16 protein-coding genes are annotated in these 20,024 nt (G+C 50.7%); 8 read left to right on the top strand and 8 right to left on the bottom strand.

Going from position 1 to position 20,024, the window contains the following annotated elements; genetic code table 11:
- The first annotated feature begins 1 nt into the window (after position 1).
- Positions 2-454, top strand: coding sequence for a DUF3256 family protein (locus M1D30_RS07270; RefSeq protein ID WP_248502460.1), 453 nt, complete (start codon positions 2-4; stop codon positions 452-454).
- 9 nt (positions 455-463) lie between these two features.
- Here M1D30_RS07270 and M1D30_RS07265 read toward each other — a convergent pair whose 3' ends face one another.
- The 8 genes from M1D30_RS07265 to mazG all read right to left on the bottom strand — a co-directional run bounded on the left by M1D30_RS07265 (position 464) and on the right by mazG (position 6,510).
- Complete coding sequence (locus M1D30_RS07265; RefSeq protein ID WP_248502458.1) at positions 464-985, bottom strand: hypothetical protein; 522 nt, start codon at positions 983-985, stop codon at positions 464-466.
- Between the two features lie 62 nt (positions 986-1,047).
- The gene (locus M1D30_RS07260; RefSeq protein ID WP_248502456.1) at positions 1,048-1,464 is read right to left on the bottom strand and encodes a hypothetical protein; all 417 of its coding nucleotides are present in this window, start codon (positions 1,462-1,464) and stop codon (positions 1,048-1,050) included.
- A gap of 44 nt (positions 1,465-1,508) precedes the next feature.
- Entirely contained in the window at positions 1,509-2,060 is a 552-nt protein-coding gene (locus M1D30_RS07255; RefSeq protein WP_248502454.1) for an RNA polymerase sigma factor, read from the bottom strand.
- A gap of 3 nt (positions 2,061-2,063) precedes the next feature.
- The gene (locus M1D30_RS07250) at positions 2,064-3,662 is read right to left on the bottom strand and encodes a L,D-transpeptidase family protein (RefSeq protein WP_248502452.1); all 1,599 of its coding nucleotides are present in this window, start codon (positions 3,660-3,662) and stop codon (positions 2,064-2,066) included.
- A complete protein-coding gene (locus M1D30_RS07245; protein ID WP_248502450.1) occupies positions 3,611-3,928 on the bottom strand; it encodes a T9SS C-terminal target domain-containing protein in 318 nt (105 codons plus the stop codon). Before M1D30_RS07245 ends, M1D30_RS07250 begins: the two co-directional genes overlap by 52 nt.
- A gap of 80 nt (positions 3,929-4,008) precedes the next feature.
- Entirely contained in the window at positions 4,009-4,926 is a 918-nt protein-coding gene (locus M1D30_RS07240) for a ribonuclease Z (RefSeq protein ID WP_248502448.1), read from the bottom strand.
- Positions 4,927-4,946: 20 nt separating this feature from the next.
- Complete coding sequence (locus M1D30_RS07235; protein ID WP_248502447.1) at positions 4,947-5,609, bottom strand: lipocalin family protein; 663 nt, start codon at positions 5,607-5,609, stop codon at positions 4,947-4,949.
- Between the two features lie 34 nt (positions 5,610-5,643).
- On the bottom strand, positions 5,644-6,510 hold the full coding sequence (mazG, locus tag M1D30_RS07230; protein WP_248502445.1) for a nucleoside triphosphate pyrophosphohydrolase: 867 nt from the start codon (positions 6,508-6,510) through the stop codon (positions 5,644-5,646).
- Positions 6,511-6,961: 451 nt separating this feature from the next.
- Here mazG and M1D30_RS07225 point away from each other — a divergent pair, with 451 nt between their 5' ends.
- The 7 genes from M1D30_RS07225 (at position 6,962) to M1D30_RS07195 (ending at position 20,023) form a co-directional block, all read left to right on the top strand.
- Positions 6,962-8,947 (top strand): ABC-F family ATP-binding cassette domain-containing protein, encoded by a 1,986-nt coding sequence (locus M1D30_RS07225; RefSeq protein ID WP_248502443.1) that lies wholly within the window; start codon positions 6,962-6,964, stop codon positions 8,945-8,947.
- A 28-nt stretch (positions 8,948-8,975) separates the two neighbouring features.
- Complete coding sequence (locus M1D30_RS07220) at positions 8,976-11,015, top strand: M13 family metallopeptidase (RefSeq protein ID WP_248502441.1); 2,040 nt, start codon at positions 8,976-8,978, stop codon at positions 11,013-11,015.
- 183 nt (positions 11,016-11,198) lie between these two features.
- Positions 11,199-12,122 carry a zinc ribbon domain-containing protein gene (locus M1D30_RS07215; protein ID WP_248502440.1) on the top strand — a complete coding sequence of 308 codons (924 nt, stop codon included), beginning with the start codon at positions 11,199-11,201 and terminating at the stop codon, positions 12,120-12,122.
- Positions 12,123-12,124: 2 nt separating this feature from the next.
- Positions 12,125-15,283 (top strand): protein kinase, encoded by a 3,159-nt coding sequence (locus tag M1D30_RS07210; RefSeq protein WP_248502438.1) that lies wholly within the window; start codon positions 12,125-12,127, stop codon positions 15,281-15,283.
- 38 nt (positions 15,284-15,321) lie between these two features.
- The gene (locus tag M1D30_RS07205; RefSeq protein WP_248502437.1) at positions 15,322-18,672 is read left to right on the top strand and encodes an AAA family ATPase; all 3,351 of its coding nucleotides are present in this window, start codon (positions 15,322-15,324) and stop codon (positions 18,670-18,672) included.
- Positions 18,669-19,265: an FHA domain-containing protein gene (locus M1D30_RS07200; RefSeq protein ID WP_248502435.1), complete on the top strand. Its 597-nt coding sequence runs from the start codon at positions 18,669-18,671 to the stop codon at positions 19,263-19,265. The genes M1D30_RS07205 and M1D30_RS07200 overlap by 4 nt, the downstream gene beginning before the upstream one ends.
- 8 nt (positions 19,266-19,273) lie before the next feature.
- Positions 19,274-20,023: a PP2C family serine/threonine-protein phosphatase gene (locus M1D30_RS07195; RefSeq protein ID WP_248502428.1), complete on the top strand. Its 750-nt coding sequence runs from the start codon at positions 19,274-19,276 to the stop codon at positions 20,021-20,023.
- The last annotated feature ends 1 nt before the right edge of the window (position 20,024 follow it).

The following is a 20,024-nucleotide window of genomic DNA, read 5'->3' as shown; positions in this document are numbered from 1 at the left end:
TATGAAGAAGTTCCTTTTAGCAGTCACCTTTTTTTTGCCCACTTTTTGTATGGCTCAGCAAAGTGATTTGAGTGTTCGCGATGCCTTGAAACTGATGCCAGATTCATTGGTTCCCTATTTGTCATTGAATAACCGCCTTGATATGGTTGATTTTATGGATGCAAAGATGAGGGCTGCTGTAGATAATTCTTTGGGAGGTGAGTCTGAGATGACGTTTCTTTCCGATGACTCGTTGGCAATTATGTTGAACGAGACGAGTATGCTGAGTATGAAGGTGGTGGCGAAAGATACCTCTTTGGTCATTGTTTTGCATCGTAGATATCAAACAAAAAGAAACCAATATGAGTTGGTCACTCAGACCTTTGACTCATATTGGCATCCTTTATCTAAACCTGTTGCGGTGTCAACGCTTCTGAAGCGAGATGATGAAGTGAAGAACCTGCCTCACTTCTGATTACTTGTCTCACCTTTGGTTTCCCTGACGATTACCACCAGCACCAGGCCAATTATTCCATCTTTGATTCTGATTGTGATTCTGCTGGTTCATCTGTGGAATCTGTGTGTTGGTTCGATTGAAGCGACGTAACATTCGACGATGGAATCGGTCCTCAGCTTGCAGCACCGCATAGAGTTTTGAGGCAGGCATGATTTCCAGGAATTTCTCGTGGTAGTTCTGTTGAATACGCTTCAGTTCCAAATCAATCGCATCACGCTCGCGGATAGCCTTTAGGCATGAACTCTCGTCGTGAGGGCGCTGCATGCCTAGAATGCGCTGTTTTTCATAGATGGCGCGTTGCTTTCCTTGCATCTCCTTGTAGATAGGGAAGAATTTCGTAGCCTCTTGCGGTGTCAGTTTTGCTTGCGAGGTGATGAATTCATGCAGTTCAGCATCAAACTTCTCTGGTGAGAATTTCTGCTGATCTTGTGCGTTCATGTTCAGTGTGAACATGAATGAAACGAGGAGATAGATTAGTCTGTTCTTCATACTTTTTCTTTTTTCGTGTCTGCTGACAGATGTATATTTTTACTCTATTGAAGATAGGTGTATTACATGTCTGCCAAGAGACTTGCGTAGATGTCGTCGTTGTCGAGCATAGCATAGTCGGTAGCTTCCTCGATGTATGAGTCGCTATAGCTATGAACGGTGACGATGTTACTCTGTAGCTGCTGTGTGTCGGTTGCTTGCTTATTAAGGTGATTATAGGCAGCGATACCGAAGACAGCAATGCATGTGCATGCGGCAGCATAGAATAATGGTCTGAGGGTGCGCATGATGGCCTTCTTAGCTGGCTTCATCTGCTGTATGCGGGCTGTCTGAATATTCTCCTCGCTATTGTCCTGAATGTTATCCTCGGGAATATTCTTCATGATTTGCTCGGTCAGCTGATCGAAGTAGCCTTGGGACACCGTGAACGGGTTCCTCTTGCCCATTTTGCTGTTTATCAATACTTCTTCGTTCATCATATCCTTAATCTTTTATTGTTTAGACGATTACGTGTATAAATGGTTTAATCATTATGCTTAAAAAATTCGGAGATTTTTTTCACGGCTATGTGATAGGATGCTTTCAGGCCTCCTTCCGATGTTCCCAGAATCTTGCTAATCTCGCTATATTTCATTTCGTCGTAGTAGCGTAGCATGAAAACTGTTTTCTGGACATCCGGCAGTTGTGCGATGGCTTCTTGCAGTTGAGCCTCCGTTTCGTCTCCGTCGAAATAGTTGTCGGCCATCAGTTGGTTGGCCAGTCCGAGTTCCTCGTCGTCTGTGCTTTGCAGAGGATGGTTCTTCTGTTTGCGTGTAAAGTCGAGAGCCTCGTTGATGGCAATTCGTGAGAGCCATGTGGACAGCTTTGAGTCGCCTTTGAAGGTGTCGAGCGATGTCCATGCTTTCATAAATGCGTTTTGCAATACATCATTACTGTCTTCGTGAGTCAGTACGATGCGACGCACCTGCCAATACAACTGTTCGCTGTATTGTCTGACCATCATTTCGAATCCTCGTCTTCGCGTGGTCTGATTCTTGATGAGCTCCTTTAAATGCTCGTCGTCATGCTGTTGCATCTCTTATTGATGGACGTTTATCGGCAGGAATGGTTTAATAGCTTTGATAATCTGGTTATCGTATTCATAGCGATCGGGCCAGGTTTCAAACTCTCCTGTTTCTGGGTTAGGATAATAAGTGTAATAGTCTATAGACAGCGGAATGTTTGGCTTTACGTAGGCCAGTTGAGTGAGTCGTATGGGCTCTTCGCTGTGTTCTTCGTTATGTTCTTTCAGATATTTGATGCCTCGTTCCGTCTCAGGTTTCATATCAATGGAGAGTCGGATCTTATCGAGCATCCATTCATCAGGGTCGTTGAGCACAAAGAGTAATAAGTTGAACGGGCGCTGCACGCGCACGCACCCGTGCGAGATGGTGCGTCGGTCGGCGTTGAAGGCGTTGTGGTTGTTGGTGTCGTGCAGATAGACATCAAACTGATTCTTGAACCGGAAGATGATTCGTCCCAACGAGTTGTGCTTGCCGCTGCGCTGAGCCACCCTATAGGCACCACTTTTCAGTTGACTGCTGGTGATTAGCTTCGGACTGATAGTGTCGCCCGTGTTGCGGTTCACGATGAAATAGTCGTTACGAGCAAAGTAGGCCGAGTCGCCCGCATGTGCGCTCACCTCATCACGCAGGATAGAGGCAGGGATGTTCCATTCTGGATTAAACTGGATATAGCTGATGTTGCTTTCCAGCAGAGGCGTTTTCGTCTTCCACGCGCCACAGCAGATGCGCATTGACAGTACGCTGTCTGGGCAGATGGCCCACAGCTGTTGTGCAGCGATGTTCACGAAGATGTGCTTCTCGTTAGGGTTAATCTGCTGAACGTGTCGCCAGCGCAGACGCTCCATATTGCAAAGGATGCGTTGACGGTTCGTGCCAGTAGAGTCGTTGGCTAGTTCCCGTTTCAGTTGTGCATATACTGGATGATCGGTCTCCGCCTTTTTCAGATAGTCTGCGGGATGCTTATCGCCCGCATGCCCCAGAGCCGTGGTCAGGAAGTTGTCGTCGGCCTTCTCGATGTCGATGTCGTAGATGATACGGAAGCCTCCCTCCTTGCGTGCATCCAAGCGGTTGAGCATCCGGTGAGGATTCGTAAATCCATAGCGCTGCCCCTGAGCATAGCGCAAGAAGGCCCTGGAGAGTTGCCATTCCAGAAGCGCCATCGTCTCGACAGCACTCACATGCGTAGAGTCGAAATCCATTTGGCGCAGCATTCGGATGTTCGTCCTGATATCGTCGATATGGAAAGCCTGGGCAGAAAAGCCCATCTCGTGTGCTTGCTTCTCAAGAAAATCCGTTATTTCGTCGGCCTTCGCCATGAAAGCCGTATCTTCGGACAACCAGAACCAATGGCCGTTGTCCTTGTAGTATTGATTCACCTTCTTGTCGGTTTGCACCGAGTCACGATGAGACGCGGCAAACGCCTGCAGCCATTGTTGTGCAGCGGGCAAACTGTCAGAAAGTAATTGCTGTCGTTTGTTGTATAGGGCTTCTTCTTCGGGCGACACACGATGCCAGAAGCACGCATTCAGAGTGCCCAGCACGAGTAGTCCGAAAAAGAGGGTTAACGCAATGTGACCTTGCGTACTGTTTTTCCAACTTTCAGAATGTAACATCCTTTGGCCAGGTTGAGTTCAATGCGCTGTGAAGGTCCTTCGATTTTGTAGGCTGCAATGGCCTTGCCCGTGAGCGACATGATTTCAAGTGTCATGCCTTGGGCATCTTGTACGGTTACGCTCTTGTTCTGGATTTTTATAGTGGGGGCGTTCTCCTCAACTTGCTCGGCGATGCCCAGTTCGGTAACCGTGTTCGTGGCAGCATAGGCCTGAACACCCATTCCGATTAGCATGGCGGCGGCTATTATGAGTAGTTTCTTTTGCATAAGCGTTTCCTTTATTCTATTTGGTGGCAAAGATATAGAAAATCCTTGAAACCTCCAAATATTTTCCCTGTTTTTTCAGATTACACGTCGAAAACCTTCATTTCGGCCGTGAGATAAGCGTTTTCGAACACCTCCTTAGCCTCGTTCAGCAGGATATTCTCGTCTGTATATCGAGCGCTGAAGTGGCCCAGCAGCAGCTTGCCCACGTGGGCGTCGCGAGCCACCGTGGCCGCCTGTCGAGCCGTGCTGTGGAAGTATTTCTGAGCTCCGTCTTCTTTGTCGTTGGCGTAGGTGCTCTCGTGATAGAGCGTGCTGATGCCCTCGAGCATCTCGTGCAGACGAGGCATGTAGCGCGTGTCCGAGCAGTAGGCATAGGAGCGCGGCTTGTCGGCAGGCGTCACCAGTCGTTCGTGCGGAATCTCGGTACCGTCGGGCAACGTGTAGCCCTGTCCGGCCTTGATGTTGTTGATTTGCGACACGGGGATGCCGTACATGTCAATCATCTCGCGACGGATGTGAGGCAGTGTGGGTTTTTCGCGGAAGAGGAAGCCAGCGCAGGGCATGCGGTGGTCCAATGGGATGGACTCGACACTGAGCGAGCGGTCTTCGTAGATAACCTGATGCTTGGTGGTGTCGACGGCATGGAACTCAATCTTATAGCCGATGTCGTAGTTGAAGAAAAGGTCCAACTGCGCCTTGAGCATAGGCTCCATCTCGGCCGGTGCATGCACATGGATAGTGGCCGTACGCCCCAGCAGTCCGAAGGTAGAGAGCAGTCCGATGAGTCCGAAGCAGTGGTCGCCGTGAAGATGCGAGATGAAGATGTGACCCACCTTCTCGAACGACAGTTGCGAGCGTCGCAGTTGCAGTTGCGCCCCCTCGCCGCAGTCCACCATAAACAGTTTGCCGCGACACTCCACGACCTGCATTGACGGCAGGTGGCGAGTGGTGGGCAGGGCACTTCCGCAGCCCAGGATATGTACGCGAAATGGTTCCATTAATTGTGGTCCGTTTTGTCTTAAATTTTATAATCACTTTCGTCGCCCGAGTCGTAGTTCACGCCATCCTCCAATTCGTCGTCGTCGGGCGTTGGATGCGTATATTCGTAAGTGTCATCCTCGTCGCGGATCACCAGCGAGTCGGGCGTCAGTTTTACGAAGTTGAACAGCATATACTCCTCCATGTCGATGCCGTCCTCGCGCGTGGCCTGCACCTGCATCTGTCCGTTGATGATGCGCCACGACTTATATACGATGCTGCTCTGCTCGATGCTCTCGGCCAGTCCGCCGCGCAGGATGCGGATGCCCGTTTCCGAGCTGCCGTCGATGGGGTTCGGCATGATCCATTCGCCGTGCAGCATGCTTTTGTTTATCACCATTGTAGCCTCCGTGGTGTCCTTGTTGACGAGGATGGCCAACTCGTCGCCCACGGCATAGCCGCCGAACACCTTGTCCATGTCGCGCGCCCTGGTGACGCTCACGTTGATGGTGTCGCCCGTGTCGGTGATCAGTTGCAGCGTGTTCATGGCCGAGCCCTCGCCACAGAAGCCATAGATGGTCGAGTCACGATAGGCATACTCTATCTCTTGTTCGTCGTTGTTGTCAGCGGTTTGTTGCTGGTTGCCGCCCTTACAGGCCGTCAGCAGTGCCAGTGCGATGATAGGAAAAAGTAGTTTTTTCATCTTTTCAGGTAGTTCTAAGTTATATTGATTAATGTTATTCTTTTTCGCAGTTTTTCTCGAAGCGCTTAGCCTCGTTCCAGAGGGCGTCCATCTCCTCGAGCGACATCTCGGTGAGCGGCTTTCCGGCCTTGATAGAGTGCTCCTCGATATAGTTGAAGCGACTGATGAACTTGCGGTTGGTGCGCTCCAGGGCATTGTCGGGGTTGAGGTGATAGAGACGGGCGGCGTTGATCACCGAGAAGAGGAAGTCGCCCAGCTCGTCGGTCGACCGCTCCTTGTCCTCTCGCGCCAGTTCTGCCTCCAACTCGCCCAGTTCCTCGTGCACCTTCTGCCATACATCCTCGCGTTTCTGCCAGTCGAACCCCACGTTGCGCGCCTTGTCCTGAATGCGGTAGGCCTTGATGAGCGAGGGTAGGGCGGCGGGCACGCCCGAGAGGACACTCTTGTTGCCGTCCTTCTCCTTCAGTTTTATCTGCTCCCAGTTCTGCAGCACCTGCTCCGAGGTCTTGGCGTTGGCAAACTCGCGCTCGCTGTTGTCCTCGCCGTAGGGCAGCGGTTTCGGTTCGGGAGCACCCACCTGCGAGGGGTGATAGATGTGCGGGTGTCGGAAGATGAGTTTGTCGGCCTGTCGGTTCAGCACGTCGGCCATGTCGAACTCGCCCTTCTCCGCACCGATCTTGGCATAGAAGCACACATGCATCAGCACGTCGCCCAGTTCCTTCATGATTTCGTGCTGGTCGTCGCGACCCAGCGCGTCGCAGAGCTCAAAGGTCTCCTCGATGGTGTTCGGCCTCAGGCTCTCGTTGGTCTGCTTCTTGTCCCACGGACATTTCTCTCTCAGTTGGTCCAGCACGTCCAACAGGCGTCCGAAGGCCTTCATCTGTTCTTCTCTTGTATGCATTCTTGCGTTTAAAAAATGTTGCGAATATGATACTGCAAAGGTACGGAATTATTTTGAACTATCCAAAAATGGGCGACTGTTTTTGCGTAAAAATTTGCAAAGAAGTGAAAATGCCACAGTGTAACATTGTAACAGTATAACAGTATCACACTAAGGAGTTGCGGGTGTTGGTGTATTATCAGTTAAATTATTATATATATTATAATATATATAATAATTTAGCATAATGATGCAGGGTATCTGTGTCTGACACCTTGAAATGTGCTTAATGTTATAATGTTATATTGTTACATTGTGGCAAATGTGAGGGTGAGGGAGTGGATGTGTGATGTTTATTTCGCGCGTATGTGATGTTTTTGTGTAAAAAGGGCCCCATGTTCGCCCTAAAATTTGCATATTTCAGAAATTTTTTGTACCTTTGCATCGTATTTGAAAGACAGAGAAAGCGAATATGATATCTATAGAAGGTCTGAAGGTGGAATTCGGGGTGAAGCCCCTGTTCAGCGACGCCACCTTCGTGATTAACGATAAGGACCGCGTGGCCCTGGTGGGTAAGAACGGTGCCGGCAAATCCACACTGCTCAAGGTGCTTTGTGGCAAAGAGAAACCCACGGCGGGCACGGTGAGTACGGGCTCGGACACCACGGTGGGCTATCTGCCCCAGGTGATGATACTGCAGGACGACACCACCGTGCGTCAGGAGGCTCAAAAAGCCTTTGCTGACATCCAGAAGATGGCCGACCGCATTCAGCGCATGGAACAGCAGTTGAACGAGCGCACCGACTACGAAAGTGACGACTATATGGCCCTGGTCGAGAAGTTTACGGCCGAGCACGAGCGCTATCAGATGCTGGGTGCCGAGGGCTATGAGGCTGAGATAGAGCGCACGTTGACCGGACTGGGTTTTGAGCGCACCGACTTCGACCGCCCCACCTCCGAATTCTCGGGCGGCTGGCGCATGCGTATCGAGTTGGCCAAGATTCTGTTGCGCCGCCCCGACGTGCTGTTGCTCGACGAGCCCACCAACCACCTCGACATCGAGTCAATCCAGTGGCTGGAGCAGTTGCTCGCCACGTGGAGTGGGGCCGTGGTACTGGTGAGTCACGACCGCGCCTTTATAAATAATGTGTCGAACCGCACCCTCGAGATTTCCTGCGGCCGTATCATCGACTATCGCGTGAAGTACGACGAGTATGTGGTGCTCAGAAAAGAGCGCCGCGAGCAGCAGTTGCGCGCCTACGAGAATCAGCAGAAGGAGATGGCCGACATCCGCGATTTCGTGGAGCGCTTCCGCTATAAGCCCACCAAGGCCGTACAGGTGCAGCAGCGCCTGCGCCAGTTGGAAAAGATGGAGATTATCGAGGTCGACGAGGTCGATAACTCGGCCATGCACCTGAAGTTCCCGCCCTGTCTGCGCAGTGGCGACTATCCCGTGATTTGCGACGAGGTCAAGAAGACATATCCTATTGCCTCAAACACCTCGGCCGACAGCGTTCATCTGGTGTTCGACCACGTGAACCTCACCATCAAGCGCGGCGAGAAAGTGGCCTTCGTGGGCAAGAACGGCGAGGGTAAGTCAACGCTGGTGAAGTGTATCATGGGCGAGATTCCCTTCGAGGGCTCGCTCAAGGTGGGTCACAACGTGCAGATAGGCTATTTTGCCCAGAACCAGGCGCAGTTGCTCGACGAGAACCTCACCGTGTTTCAGACCATCGACAATGTGGCCAAGGGTGATATTCGACTGAGAATCAACGACATACTCGGCGCCTTTATGTTTGGCGGCGAGGCTTCCGAAAAACGTGTAAAAGTGCTCAGTGGTGGCGAGCGTAGTCGTCTGGCCATGATCCGCCTGCTGCTGGAGCCCGTCAACCTCTTGATTCTCGACGAGCCCACCAACCACCTCGACATGCCATCGAAGGATGTGCTGAAGGAAGCCATCCGCGCCTTCGACGGCACCGCCATCATCGTGTCGCACGACCGTGAGTTCCTCGACGGACTCGTCACCAAGGTCTATGAGTTTGGCGGCGGCAAGGTTCGCGAGCATATCGGCGGTATCTACGACTTCCTGCACAACAGAGCCGAGAAGTTGGAAGTGCGAGGCGAGCGCATCGAGTTCTCAAGTGCCTCGAGTCCGTCGAAACAGTCGGCAGCCCCCGCAGCTCAGTCGCCTTCGGCACCCGCCCAGAAGCAGGACTATGCCGAGCATAAGGAGCAGCAGAAGCGCCAGAAGAGGGCCGAGAAGGCTGTGGAGGAGAGCGAGAAGAAGATTGCCAAGATGGAGCAGCGACTCAAAGAGCTCGACAGCCTGCTGTGCGACCCCAAGAATGCCTCGGACATGACACTCGTCACCGAGTATACCGACATCAAGCGCCAGCTCGACGAGGAGGTGGAGCGCTGGGAGCAGTTGTCCGAAGAGGCCGAAATGCTAAGAAACTAATCAATTTTTGTGCAACACAAATCATACAATGAAACTCAAAACATTTTTTACTGTTATGGCATTGACATCAATGTCGCTTGGAACCATGGCTCAGAAGCCATTGGGTTCGGGCCTTTCAAAGGGTGATCTGGACACATCAGTGAAGCCCGCCGACGATTTCTATGAGTACGCCTGTGGCGGATGGATGAAGCAGAACCCCCTGCCAGCCGCCTATTCGCGCTACGGCTCTTTCGACCGTCTGGGCGAGGAGAATAACAAACGCATCAACGGCATCCTGAGCGAACTGCTGAACAACACTTATGCCAAGGGAAGCATCGAGCAGAAACTGTCCGACCTCTATAAGTTGGCCATGGACTCTGTGCGCCGCGAGAAGGAGGGCATCCAGCCCGTTGTGGCCCGTTTGAAGGCCCTCGAGCAGGCCAAGACCATGAAGCAGCTGTTTGCCATCCAGCTGGAGATGGCCAAGTATGGCAACACCGAGTTCTATGGTGCCGGCATGGGTGCCGACGAGAAGAACGCTACGCAGAATATCCTAAACGTTCAGCAGGGCGGTTTGACCCTCGGCATGAAGGACTATTACCTCGAGAACGACGAGGCCACTACCAAGATTCGTAACGAGTATAAGAAGCACATTGTCAGGATGTTTCAGGTTTATGGCTTCAGTAAGGCTGCTGCCACGAAGAAGATGAAGAACATCTTTGCCCTGGAGCTGGCTCTGGCCAAGATTTCGAAGAGTCGCACCGAGCTTCGCGACCCTCAGGCCAACTACAACAAGATGACCCTGAAGGAGTTTACCGAGAAGTATCCCAACCTGAAGTTGGAGCAGGTGATGAACGCCCAGGGACTGAAGAGCGAGTTTATGCAGGAGATGGTTGTTGGTCAGCCTGCCTTCATGGAGGGCGCCAACAAGATTCTGGCCACGATGAAGCCCGCCACCTATCGCGACGTGATGGAGTGGAGCGTCATCATGAGCTCTACGGGCTGCTTGAACAACGCCGTTCGCGAGGCCAACTTCGAGTTCTTCGGCAAGGTGATGTCGGGTCGCAAGCAGGATCATCCTGCATGGCGCCGTGCCACCAGTCAGGTGGAGGCTCAGATGGGTCAGGCCCTGGGTCGCATCTATGTTGAGAAGTACTTCCCCGCTGCTGCCAAGGAGCGCATGACGAAGCTCATCAAGAACCTGCAGATTGCCCTTGGCGAGCGCATTGCTGCACAGGACTGGATGTCTGACTCGACAAAGGTGAACGCCCTGTTGAAGTTGAACACGTTCTATGTGAAGGTGGGCTATCCCGACAAGTGGATCGACATGACAAAGCTTGAGATCGACCCCAAGAAGTCGTACTACGAGAATATGCTGGCCTGCCGCAAGTTCTGGAACGACTACGAGATTGAGCACACCGCTGGCAAGCCCGTTGACAACGACGACTGGTATATGAATCCTCAGACGGTGAACGCCTACTATAACCCCACCACCAACGAGATCTGCTTCCCTGCCGGCATCCTGCAGCGTCCCTTCTTCGATATGGAGGCCGACGATGCTTTCAACTATGGTGCCATCGGCGTGGTTATCGGTCACGAGATGACCCACGGCTTCGACGATCAGGGTCGTCAGTTCGATAAGGACGGCAATATGCACGACTGGTGGGCCGCTTCCGACGGTGAGCAGTTTAAGACACGCACCGACAAGTATGCCGACTTCTTCTCGGCCATCAAGGTGCTGCCCGACCTCAACGCTAACGGAAGACTGACACTGGGCGAGAACCTGGCCGACCACGGCGGTCTGATGGTGGCCTATGCTGCTTATAAGAACGCTACAAAGAACAATCCGCTGCCCGTCATCGACGGACTCACCGCCGACCAGCGCTTCTTCCTGGCTTATGCTGGCGTGTGGGCTGGTAATATCACCGAGGCCGAAATCCGCAACCGCACCAAGAGCGATCCTCACTCGCTGGGCCGCTGGCGCGTCAATGGCGCACTGCCTCATATCGATGCGTGGTACGAGGCCTTCGGCGTGAAGGAGGGCGACAAGATGTTCATCCCCAAGGACCAGCGTCTGCCTCTCTGGTAAGCACCCGGTTCTGTTAAGGAAAAATGAAATACCCGTAGGCAGGTTGACTCCTCGCAGTCAGCCTGTTTGCGGGCTTTTCTTTGAAAATAAATAACTGAACGAAAGTTTTTTATGTGATTATTTGCAGATATCACAAACAATTTGTATCTTTGCAGCATTAATTTCATCAATGATTAACCGAAAATGACAGAAGAAAGACCCGTGTTTTCAGACCAGATACAAAGGGAACGCGAACTGCAGATGCAGCGCGAACAACCCATGATGCAGCAGCAGATGATGATGCAAGACGATGCTGCCAATGGTGTGGTGTGTCCTAAATGCGGCACCGTGAACGAGCCCGAGGCTCAGTTCTGTGCGTCGTGTGGCGAACCACTGCATATGGCTACATGTCCTAACTGTGGTAGCGAGATTGACCCCGACGCTGATTACTGTGAGGTGTGTCACCACTACATCCGTCAGGACGTTTGCTCTTTCTGTGGTGCCGACTTTAATATCAACGATGGCTATTGTCCGCAGTGCGGCATGCCTCGTGGCGGCATCGTGTGTCCGGCCTGTCATACACTGAACGACTTCTCTTTCTGCAAACAGTGTGGACAGCCCCTCACGGCCGAAGCTAAGGCTATTCTGGCCGAGATGCGTCAGCTGCCCGAATACAAGGAGCTGATGTCGCTCTCGCACGAATACAACGAACTGCAGATGCAGCTGCCCTACGAGACGGTGCAGGACAAGGAGCGTGGCGACGACCTTCACGGACTTCGCGAGCGTGTGCTCCGACTGCTGGCCGAGGACGAGGGCGAGGAGTTTCCCGAGATTCCTGCTCCTCACAAAAAGCGCGTCACCAAGGAGGAATTGCAGGAGGCTAAGCAGAAGAAGCTGGACCAGTTGGCCGAGCTGCTCAGTCGCATGACCATTCCGCCACATCAATCGCCCGCTAAGGTGCGCAACTTCGCCATGGCGCAGAAGCCTGCTGGTGTGCGTCTGGCATGGAAATGCAACTATAAGCAGGCGCTTCACTCCAGTCCCTGTGGATGCGCTAAGCCTCAGATGGGTGGCACATGGGTCATCCTGGGACATAATTCGAAACAAGAAATCAAGGACGATAAGTAATAATGGCAGACGATCTCGAAAAAACGACGATAATGGGCGGAGACAGCGATTTGTCTGACGACCTCGATAAGACCACCATTATGGACGGCGAACGCACCACTATCATGGATGGCGAACGCACTACTATCATGGACGGCGAACGCACCACTATCATGGATGGCGAACGCACTACTATCATGGACGGCGAACGCACCACTATCATGGACGGCGAACGCACCACTATCATGGATGGCGAGCGCACTACTATCATGGATGGCGAACGTACCACCATCATGAACGATGATGATGATAGCGACAAGACCATGGCCTATGGCAGCAATGATAGCGATAGGACAATGGCCTATAGTGGTGGCGGCGAAACAACGATGCGTCCTAATACCGACATCTCGAACGATCCCATTGACGCTCCTACCGTGTTCAATCTTCGCGGCATTGAATACGAACAGACTTCTGTACTTAGCGAGAATACGGGTGAGGCGCAGGTGTTCCTGGTTAAAAAGGATGGCAAGGAATACGTGCTCAAACTCTATTACCCCAACTTCGATATCAACAAGAAACTCATGCAGGTTGTCCGCTCGTTCGATTTCGAGATGATTGTCAACCTCATTGATTATGGCAGAACGTATGTCGACGGTAAGAACCGTCAGTACGAGTTGATGGAGTATCTGAAGGGTGGTACGCTGAAGGATGTGAAACTTCATGGCGATTTCAACCGCTTCCGCCGTTTGGCCCTGCAGGCTGCTGCCGCATTGGCCTACTGTCATAAGAGTTATGTGCTGCACAAGGACGTTAAGCCCACCAACTATTTCTTCCGTGACGAAGATCAGAAGGAACTGGTGCTGGGCGACTTTGGTATTTCTTCTCTGCAGGACGCACCAGGAAAGTCGTTCCGCACAACGCAGGCGCGTACGCCTATCTATGCTGCGCCTGAGATGTATACCGATGTGATCGACGGCGTGGTGGAGATTACATATGCTGCCGACTTCTATTCACTGGGTATGACGCTGTTCGCACTCTGGTTGGGCGAGAGTCCTATGAGTACCAACGAGCGCACCATGATGAAGCAGAAGAACGAGGGCCGTCTGCCGCGCTTGAATGAATTGCCCGACAGGGTGAAGCAGATTGTTCAGGGTCTGACCTCCGTAAACCAGCAGACGCGCTGGGGATATGACGAGGTGGAGCGCTGGTTTAAAGGTGAGGACGTGGCTGTCGATATATCATCGCCCTTCCTGCGCTATAAGAGCTTCGTGGTGGATCCCGAGCGTAACTTGATTGCTGAGAACGTACATGAGTTGGTGCCCTTGCTGCTTGACAACGAGCAGTTGGGCATGAACTATCTTTATAATGGTCGTATCATCCAGTGGCTGGAGCAGAGTGGCAACGTGAAGATGTCGACCATCGTTAAGGATATCGTCGAGAAGAAGTATCCTAACGACCAGCATGCGGGCTTGCACGCCAGCTGCTATGCGATGGAGCCCACGATGAACTATCGCGACGTGAGCAATGAGGAGTGTGAGGACGTGATGGCTATCGCAATGTCGCTGCTCACCTATCAGGAGAAGTATGCCATCATGCTGATGAATCCCAACGATTCGCTCTTCCTGTGGCTCGAGGCTCGCGGCATTGGCGACGTGAAGCGCTTGCGTAAGTACTTCGATGGTGCACTGGATCCGAAAGTGGCTGTGCTCAGAATGATATTCGAGCTCGATGCTAATATCCCCTTTATTGCACATCTGCCGTCGTCGTCGGTCGAGGAAATCGTTCATTCGTTTGGCTACGAGGATGTGCGTGAGGACGATTGGCATGCTTTGTGTGACGGTCGACTGCTGTCGTGGCTTTATTCTCACGAGGATCTGACCATCTGTGAAAAGGTTCGACTGCTCACGGAGAAACAACCGTTCTCCATGTCGTTGGCTTACAAGGTGCTCTATTCTATTGAGCCTTTCGCTGCCTACGACCTGAAAGAGGCTTCGACACCCGAGAAGATTGGAGCTTTACTGGCTCACGACTTGATAAAGTGTCAACGCATGTCGGAGGAGGAACTGGCCGACCTGATGGTGGAATATACCGACCCCAACGGACGATTCGTTTTCTATGCCCGTCAGTATGGCTGGGACTCGCTGGTTAGCGAAGCTGGAAGGTGCTTTGACTTGATGTCGGAGGAAAACCGTGAGCGATTGGGAGCCTACGACCTTCATACAGCGCTATATCGTTTCTGCTGTATCTTAGGCAACAAGCCTGTCTACTATCTGCAGAACGGCACTATGCTGACCGACGGAAGAAATCTGGACTCGAAGAAGATGCCGCAGATTCGTACGGAGATTCGTACGGGGTCGTTGATGCAATGGATGTCGGTGTTCTATCACGAGGATCCTTCTCAGTATTTCGACGAGGAATATAGCTATGAACAAGAACTGGCCGAATGGGTGAAGGCGCTGGGAGAACTTGATCCTCAGCAGAACTTCTACCGCCGCTATAAGAAGGCTATAACCGAGACGGAAGACCGTATTGATCAGGTACGTGTGGAATGGCGCACGGCTCATTATCGCGAGGAGATTTGTCGCATGTCGTTCTTCGTGCTCAGTGGACTTTGGGCATTGATGGTTCTCATCTTTGGACTGGACGACCGAACATACATCTTCCGCCACCATATCATGTGTATCATCCTGCCCTTGGGCGGTATGACGGGTGTCATCGTGGCTGCACGTTCTTATTTCAAAGGTATCGGTGCTTTCTTCTCGCTGATTCTGGGTGGCTTAGGCTTACTCACAGCATATTTGCCTTATTACGGACTGAATTATGTAAACAGTCATTTCCCCAGTCTGTTCCATCTTGCCGTACTCGCCTTTACTGGGGTGTATGTGGCAGTGGCTAAGTTGACCGACTTTAGTCGTGATCAGAAACTAGATAAGAAGTTCGTTAACGAGGCTTTGGCTCAGCAGGATATTAAAACCACTCTGCTTGAACCGCTGTATTTCGCATTTAAAACGAAGTCGCAACGTTATAAAGCTACGCATTTCAGCGTGCTCGACGAAATTGAAGACCATATCAACTCTTTGTCTGGCGAATCGGTGATCCACTATATCTTGTGGTCGCTGTTGGCTTTCGTCATGATTTTCGAGTTGTGTTTGTTCAGTCCACTCATTGTTGGCTGGAAATAAAAAACGGCAAGTACTCATAAAACATCTGAGAGTATAAAATGATTTGCGAAATCTGTCATAAGGAAAATAGGAACAGCGCCAAGTTCTGCAAATGGTGCGGTCAGCCTTTGGTGTCGCAGCATGTACTCGACAAGTTGGTTGGACTGAAGGATGTAAAGACTCAGTTGAAGACCGTTGTCGATACCTATGCTTATTTGCGCACACGTAAGGATATCTCTACCATACGTCTCTCTCTTAATGCCATCATCATGGGCGAGACTGGTACGGGAAAGACGGCTCTTGCAGAGATTATACGTGATTATTTCTATCAGCATAAGATTCTGGAAAAACCAAAACTGACGATGGTTGACGCTGTGGACTATCAGCGTTTCGTTGATCAGTGGGACGAGAATATCAAGAAGGCTCGAAACGGCATCCTCTTCTTTGATAATGTTCAGAAACTGCTACCTGACAAGTATTCTAATCAGGTGAATCCATTGGACAAGTTATTTGTGGAAATGGACAAGTGGGAGGGCAATCCTATTGTCATGATGGCAGGTTTGCCTAAGGGTTTTGAGGAGTTCCTCGAGAATAACCCTGCCGTTAAGAACCGCTTTAAGTACATGTTCCACCTGCCCACACCTAATTGTCAGGAACTGTGTGACATCGCCAAGCTACAGCTGCGCACGAAGTATAGTCTTACAACGTTCTCAGAGGAGGCTGACAAGCAATTGACTCGCTACTTCAAATATCAGATAAAGATTAAGGACGAGACCTTTGGTAATGCTCACTTGGCCATGAAAACGGCTGAGGACATCTTCACTTCTTTCATCAGTAGAGGTGCTAAAGACTCGATAGTGGAGTGTGAGGATATCAGGGGATATGTGCCCGAGGAGAGAACTCTGGATCAGATCTTGAGCGACCTTGATACGTTCATCGGCATGAACGACGTGAAACAAGCTGTGAAGGAAATGGCTTATTCCGTACAAAACGACATGCAACGTGCCGAACGTGGATTGGGTGAGTATCAAAAGATGTCTATGCACATTGTCTTGACGGGTAATCCTGGAACGGGTAAGACAACCATTGCTCGTAAGTTGGGCGAGATCTTAGCGGCCATCGGCTATCTGGACTCAGGTCATGTGGTCGAGGTGGATCGTTCAAAGATGGTGTCTCCGTATCAGGGCGAAACACCTAAATTGGTTAACCAACTGTGTGACAAGGCTATGGGCGGCATCCTTTTTGTCGATGAGGCTTATACTCTGGCACCTGTCAGTCAGGCGGGCGACCGCGATGCACAAGGAGCTCAGGCCTTGGAGACTCTGATGAAGCGCATGGAGGACGACCGTGGTAAGTTCGTGGTTATTGCTGCGGGCTATCGTATGGAAATGGATAATCTATTCCGTATCAATCCGGGAATGCGTAGCCGCTTTAACTATTTCCTAAATTTGGAGGATTATAACCCAGACGAGCTCTATCAGATCTTGATGGTGTTTCTGGGAGGCAAGAAATATAAGTTCTCGCCCGAGGCAGAGGAGTTGGTTCGTAAGCAGATTAAGGAACTGTATAACACACGCGATAAGGATTTTGCTAACGGACGCACGATGCGCTCTCTGTTTGATGAGATATGTAAGCGTCAGGCTCGCAGATTGCAAACAGGTGATGTGTCTCAAATGAGTAACGACGAATTAATGACTTTCATCACCGAGGATATCCCGTATGAGGCTCCGCAGGCTGTCGATTGCTCAGAATGTCTGAAGAAGTTTGATGGTATGGTGGGATTGGAGTCGGTTAAGAAGGAGGTTTCTAACTTGACTGCTTTCCTGACTCTTCAAATCAAGCGTGGCGAGACAAATACTTTCCAGGGAAAACACTATGTGTTTACGGGTAATCCAGGTACCGGTAAGACTACCGTTGCTCGCATCATGGCCGATGTTTTCAAGACATTGGGCATCCTTTCGCGTGGACAATTGGTCGAGGCTGACCGTTCGAAGTTGGTAGCAGGCTTCGCAGGACAGACTGCCATCAAGACCAACCAGTTGATTGACTCGGCTATGGGTGGCGTACTCTTTATTGATGAGGCATACACCTTGAAGTCGGGTGATAACGATACTTTCGGCGCTGAAGCCATTGACACTCTGTTGAAGCGTCTGGAGGACGATCGCGGCAAGTTTATATGTATTGTGGCTGGCTATACAGACAATATGCACGACTTCATCGACTCGAACCCGGGCCTGAAGAGTAGGTTTACGCAGACTATCCATTTCGAGGATTATACTGCAGATGAGTTGACGCAGATCTTTGTAAATATGTCTACAGCAAAGAACTTTGTTGTTGATGACGAGATGAAAACTGCTGTTCATCGATTGTTTGAACAACTCTATTTGCGTCGTGACAAGAACTTTGGCAATGCGCGTGAGGCTCGTAGAATCTTCGACCAGACAGTGGAGCGACAGAGTCAGCGACTGGTGAAGGAGATGAATCAACCTGGCGTTCAGGTGTGCGATGACGAGGCTAACGGCTTTGAACTGAATGATATGTATCGCTTCAAGGTGGAGGATCTGCCTACTGCTCAAGGCAATGCTGGACCTGCACGCTCGCTGGACGAGGTTCTCAAGGAACTGGAAGAGTTCATCGGTATGCGTTCGGTCAAGAATGCCATTCGCCGTCTGGCTGTACAAAGCATGTTTATTAAACAACGTGCGGCTATGGGAGCAGGTAGTGTTCAACAAATGAGTATGAACTTTATCCTGACGGGTAATCCTGGAACGGGTAAGACAACCATTGCCCGTAAGATGGGCGAGGTGCTGCAAGCTATTGAGGTGTTGCCAACCGCCAATGTCGTTGAGGCAAGTAGGGCAACGCTGATAGGAAAGTATATGGGTGAGACACCTAAGATTGTCAATGCAATGTGCGACAAAGCGATGGGTGGCATCCTGTTCATCGATGAGGCATATACACTTTCTGATCAAAACGACCAGTATGGCAAGGAAGCCATAGACACGCTGATGAAGCGCATGGAGGACGACCGTGGTAAGTTTGTGGTTATCGCTGCCGGCTATCAGGATAAGATGGATGAGTTCTTGACGATGAACGCAGGACTAGCCAGTCGTTTCACTCACAAGCTTCATATTGAGGATTACAATGCGGATGAACTGTTGGCAATTTTCAAGAAAATGGCCGAGAAAGAGCAGTATGTCCTGTCGCCTACAGCGGAGTTCAAGGCACTCGATGTTATCTGTAGGATGTTGAGTACCAAGGACGAGACTTTCGGAAATGCTCGTGAGATTCGTAACATGCTTGACGAGACGATACAGCAGTTGTCTGTCCGTGTAGCCGAGTTGCCCCCCGATCAGGTGACGAAAGAAACATATCAGTTAATACTTCCAGAAGATATTAAAGAAAGATGATTATTTGTCCAAACTGCAAAGAAGAAATAGATGACGATTCCCATTACTGTGACCAATGTGGTCAGATGCTGACCTATTGCGAGAAATGTGGACGTGTGGGAATGGGACGTCGCTGCACATCGTGTGGCGGACTGATGCTCTCGGCCGACGACTATCAGCGTAGAGGCTCAAATAGTATCAGTGTCTCTATGTCTATGGGCATGTCTCAGGGATTCCTATCTAGTTCTCAGCGCTATCTTAATACCACGGGAAACAGACCAGTCAATGCTTCGCATTCACAGCGTGGCGGAATGCCTCCGCAATTATTGCTCTACAATGATTCGCTTGGCATCCGCATCATTGGCATCAATGGAGGCGTGATTGGAAGACGTCAGGGACCTTATGTGCAATTCTTCCAACAGCAGAAATACATGTCGGGAGTGCATGCGCAGCTGATGTTCTATCCCGAGACAGGATGGCATATCGTTGACAAGCATTCCTCAAATGGAACAAAGTTGAATGATCATAAGTTACAGCCTGATGTCGAAATGTCGCTTAAGAATGGTGACATTGTGACTTTGGCCAATGTTGTATTGAAAGTAAGTATTAATTAAATCATCATATGGCACATTTTTATATTACTGCATCAAGTAGGGTTGGTTGCGTACGAGCCAACAACGAGGATATGATTATGCTTGATCACGATTTCATTCGTGATGCTGTTGAAAGTAAAACCATTGATCTTACTAGTTCAGAGCGCCTGATATTGGCCTTGGCCGATGGCATGGGCGGTCATAAATGTGGCGAAGTGGCGAGTTCTGAGGTGCTTCATAGCCTGCGCTATTTCTTTGGTGATTTGCCTAATAATCTGCCAGCCGATGAGTTTGCTTCTTCTATCCGGAAATGGCTGATGAGCATTAGTCTTGAGATTAACTCACGCGGACTTGCCAATCCAGCCTATTCCGATATGGGCACTACTGTGGTTGCTCTGGCCTATCTGGCAGGTGAGTATTATTGGATGAATTGTGGCGATAGCCGTCTTTATCTGCTTCATAAAGGTGAACTGCGACAGCTTACCACAGACCACTCGCTGAGTCAGGTCTTAGGTCTGAAGGAACACTCCAGTCAGATTGTGAATTGTATTGGTGGCGGATGCAAAGATTGCTATATTGATATAGAGAAAATTACAGAAAAGATAGAGGTGGGCGATAAGCTACTCATTTGTAGCGATGGACTCACAGATATGATTAGTGACGACATCATCTGTCAGCGAATGATGGATGGATGTGATGCTGAAACACTATGCCAGATGGCCGAGGATGCTGGTGGCTTTGATAATGTGTCGGTGATTGTAGTTCATGTAGAAGAATAAT

The sequence above is a fragment of the Prevotella sp. E15-22 genome, assembly GCF_023204875.1.
Taxonomy (GTDB): domain Bacteria; phylum Bacteroidota; class Bacteroidia; order Bacteroidales; family Bacteroidaceae; genus Prevotella.
This window is presented reverse-complemented; position numbering and strand designations above follow the sequence as displayed.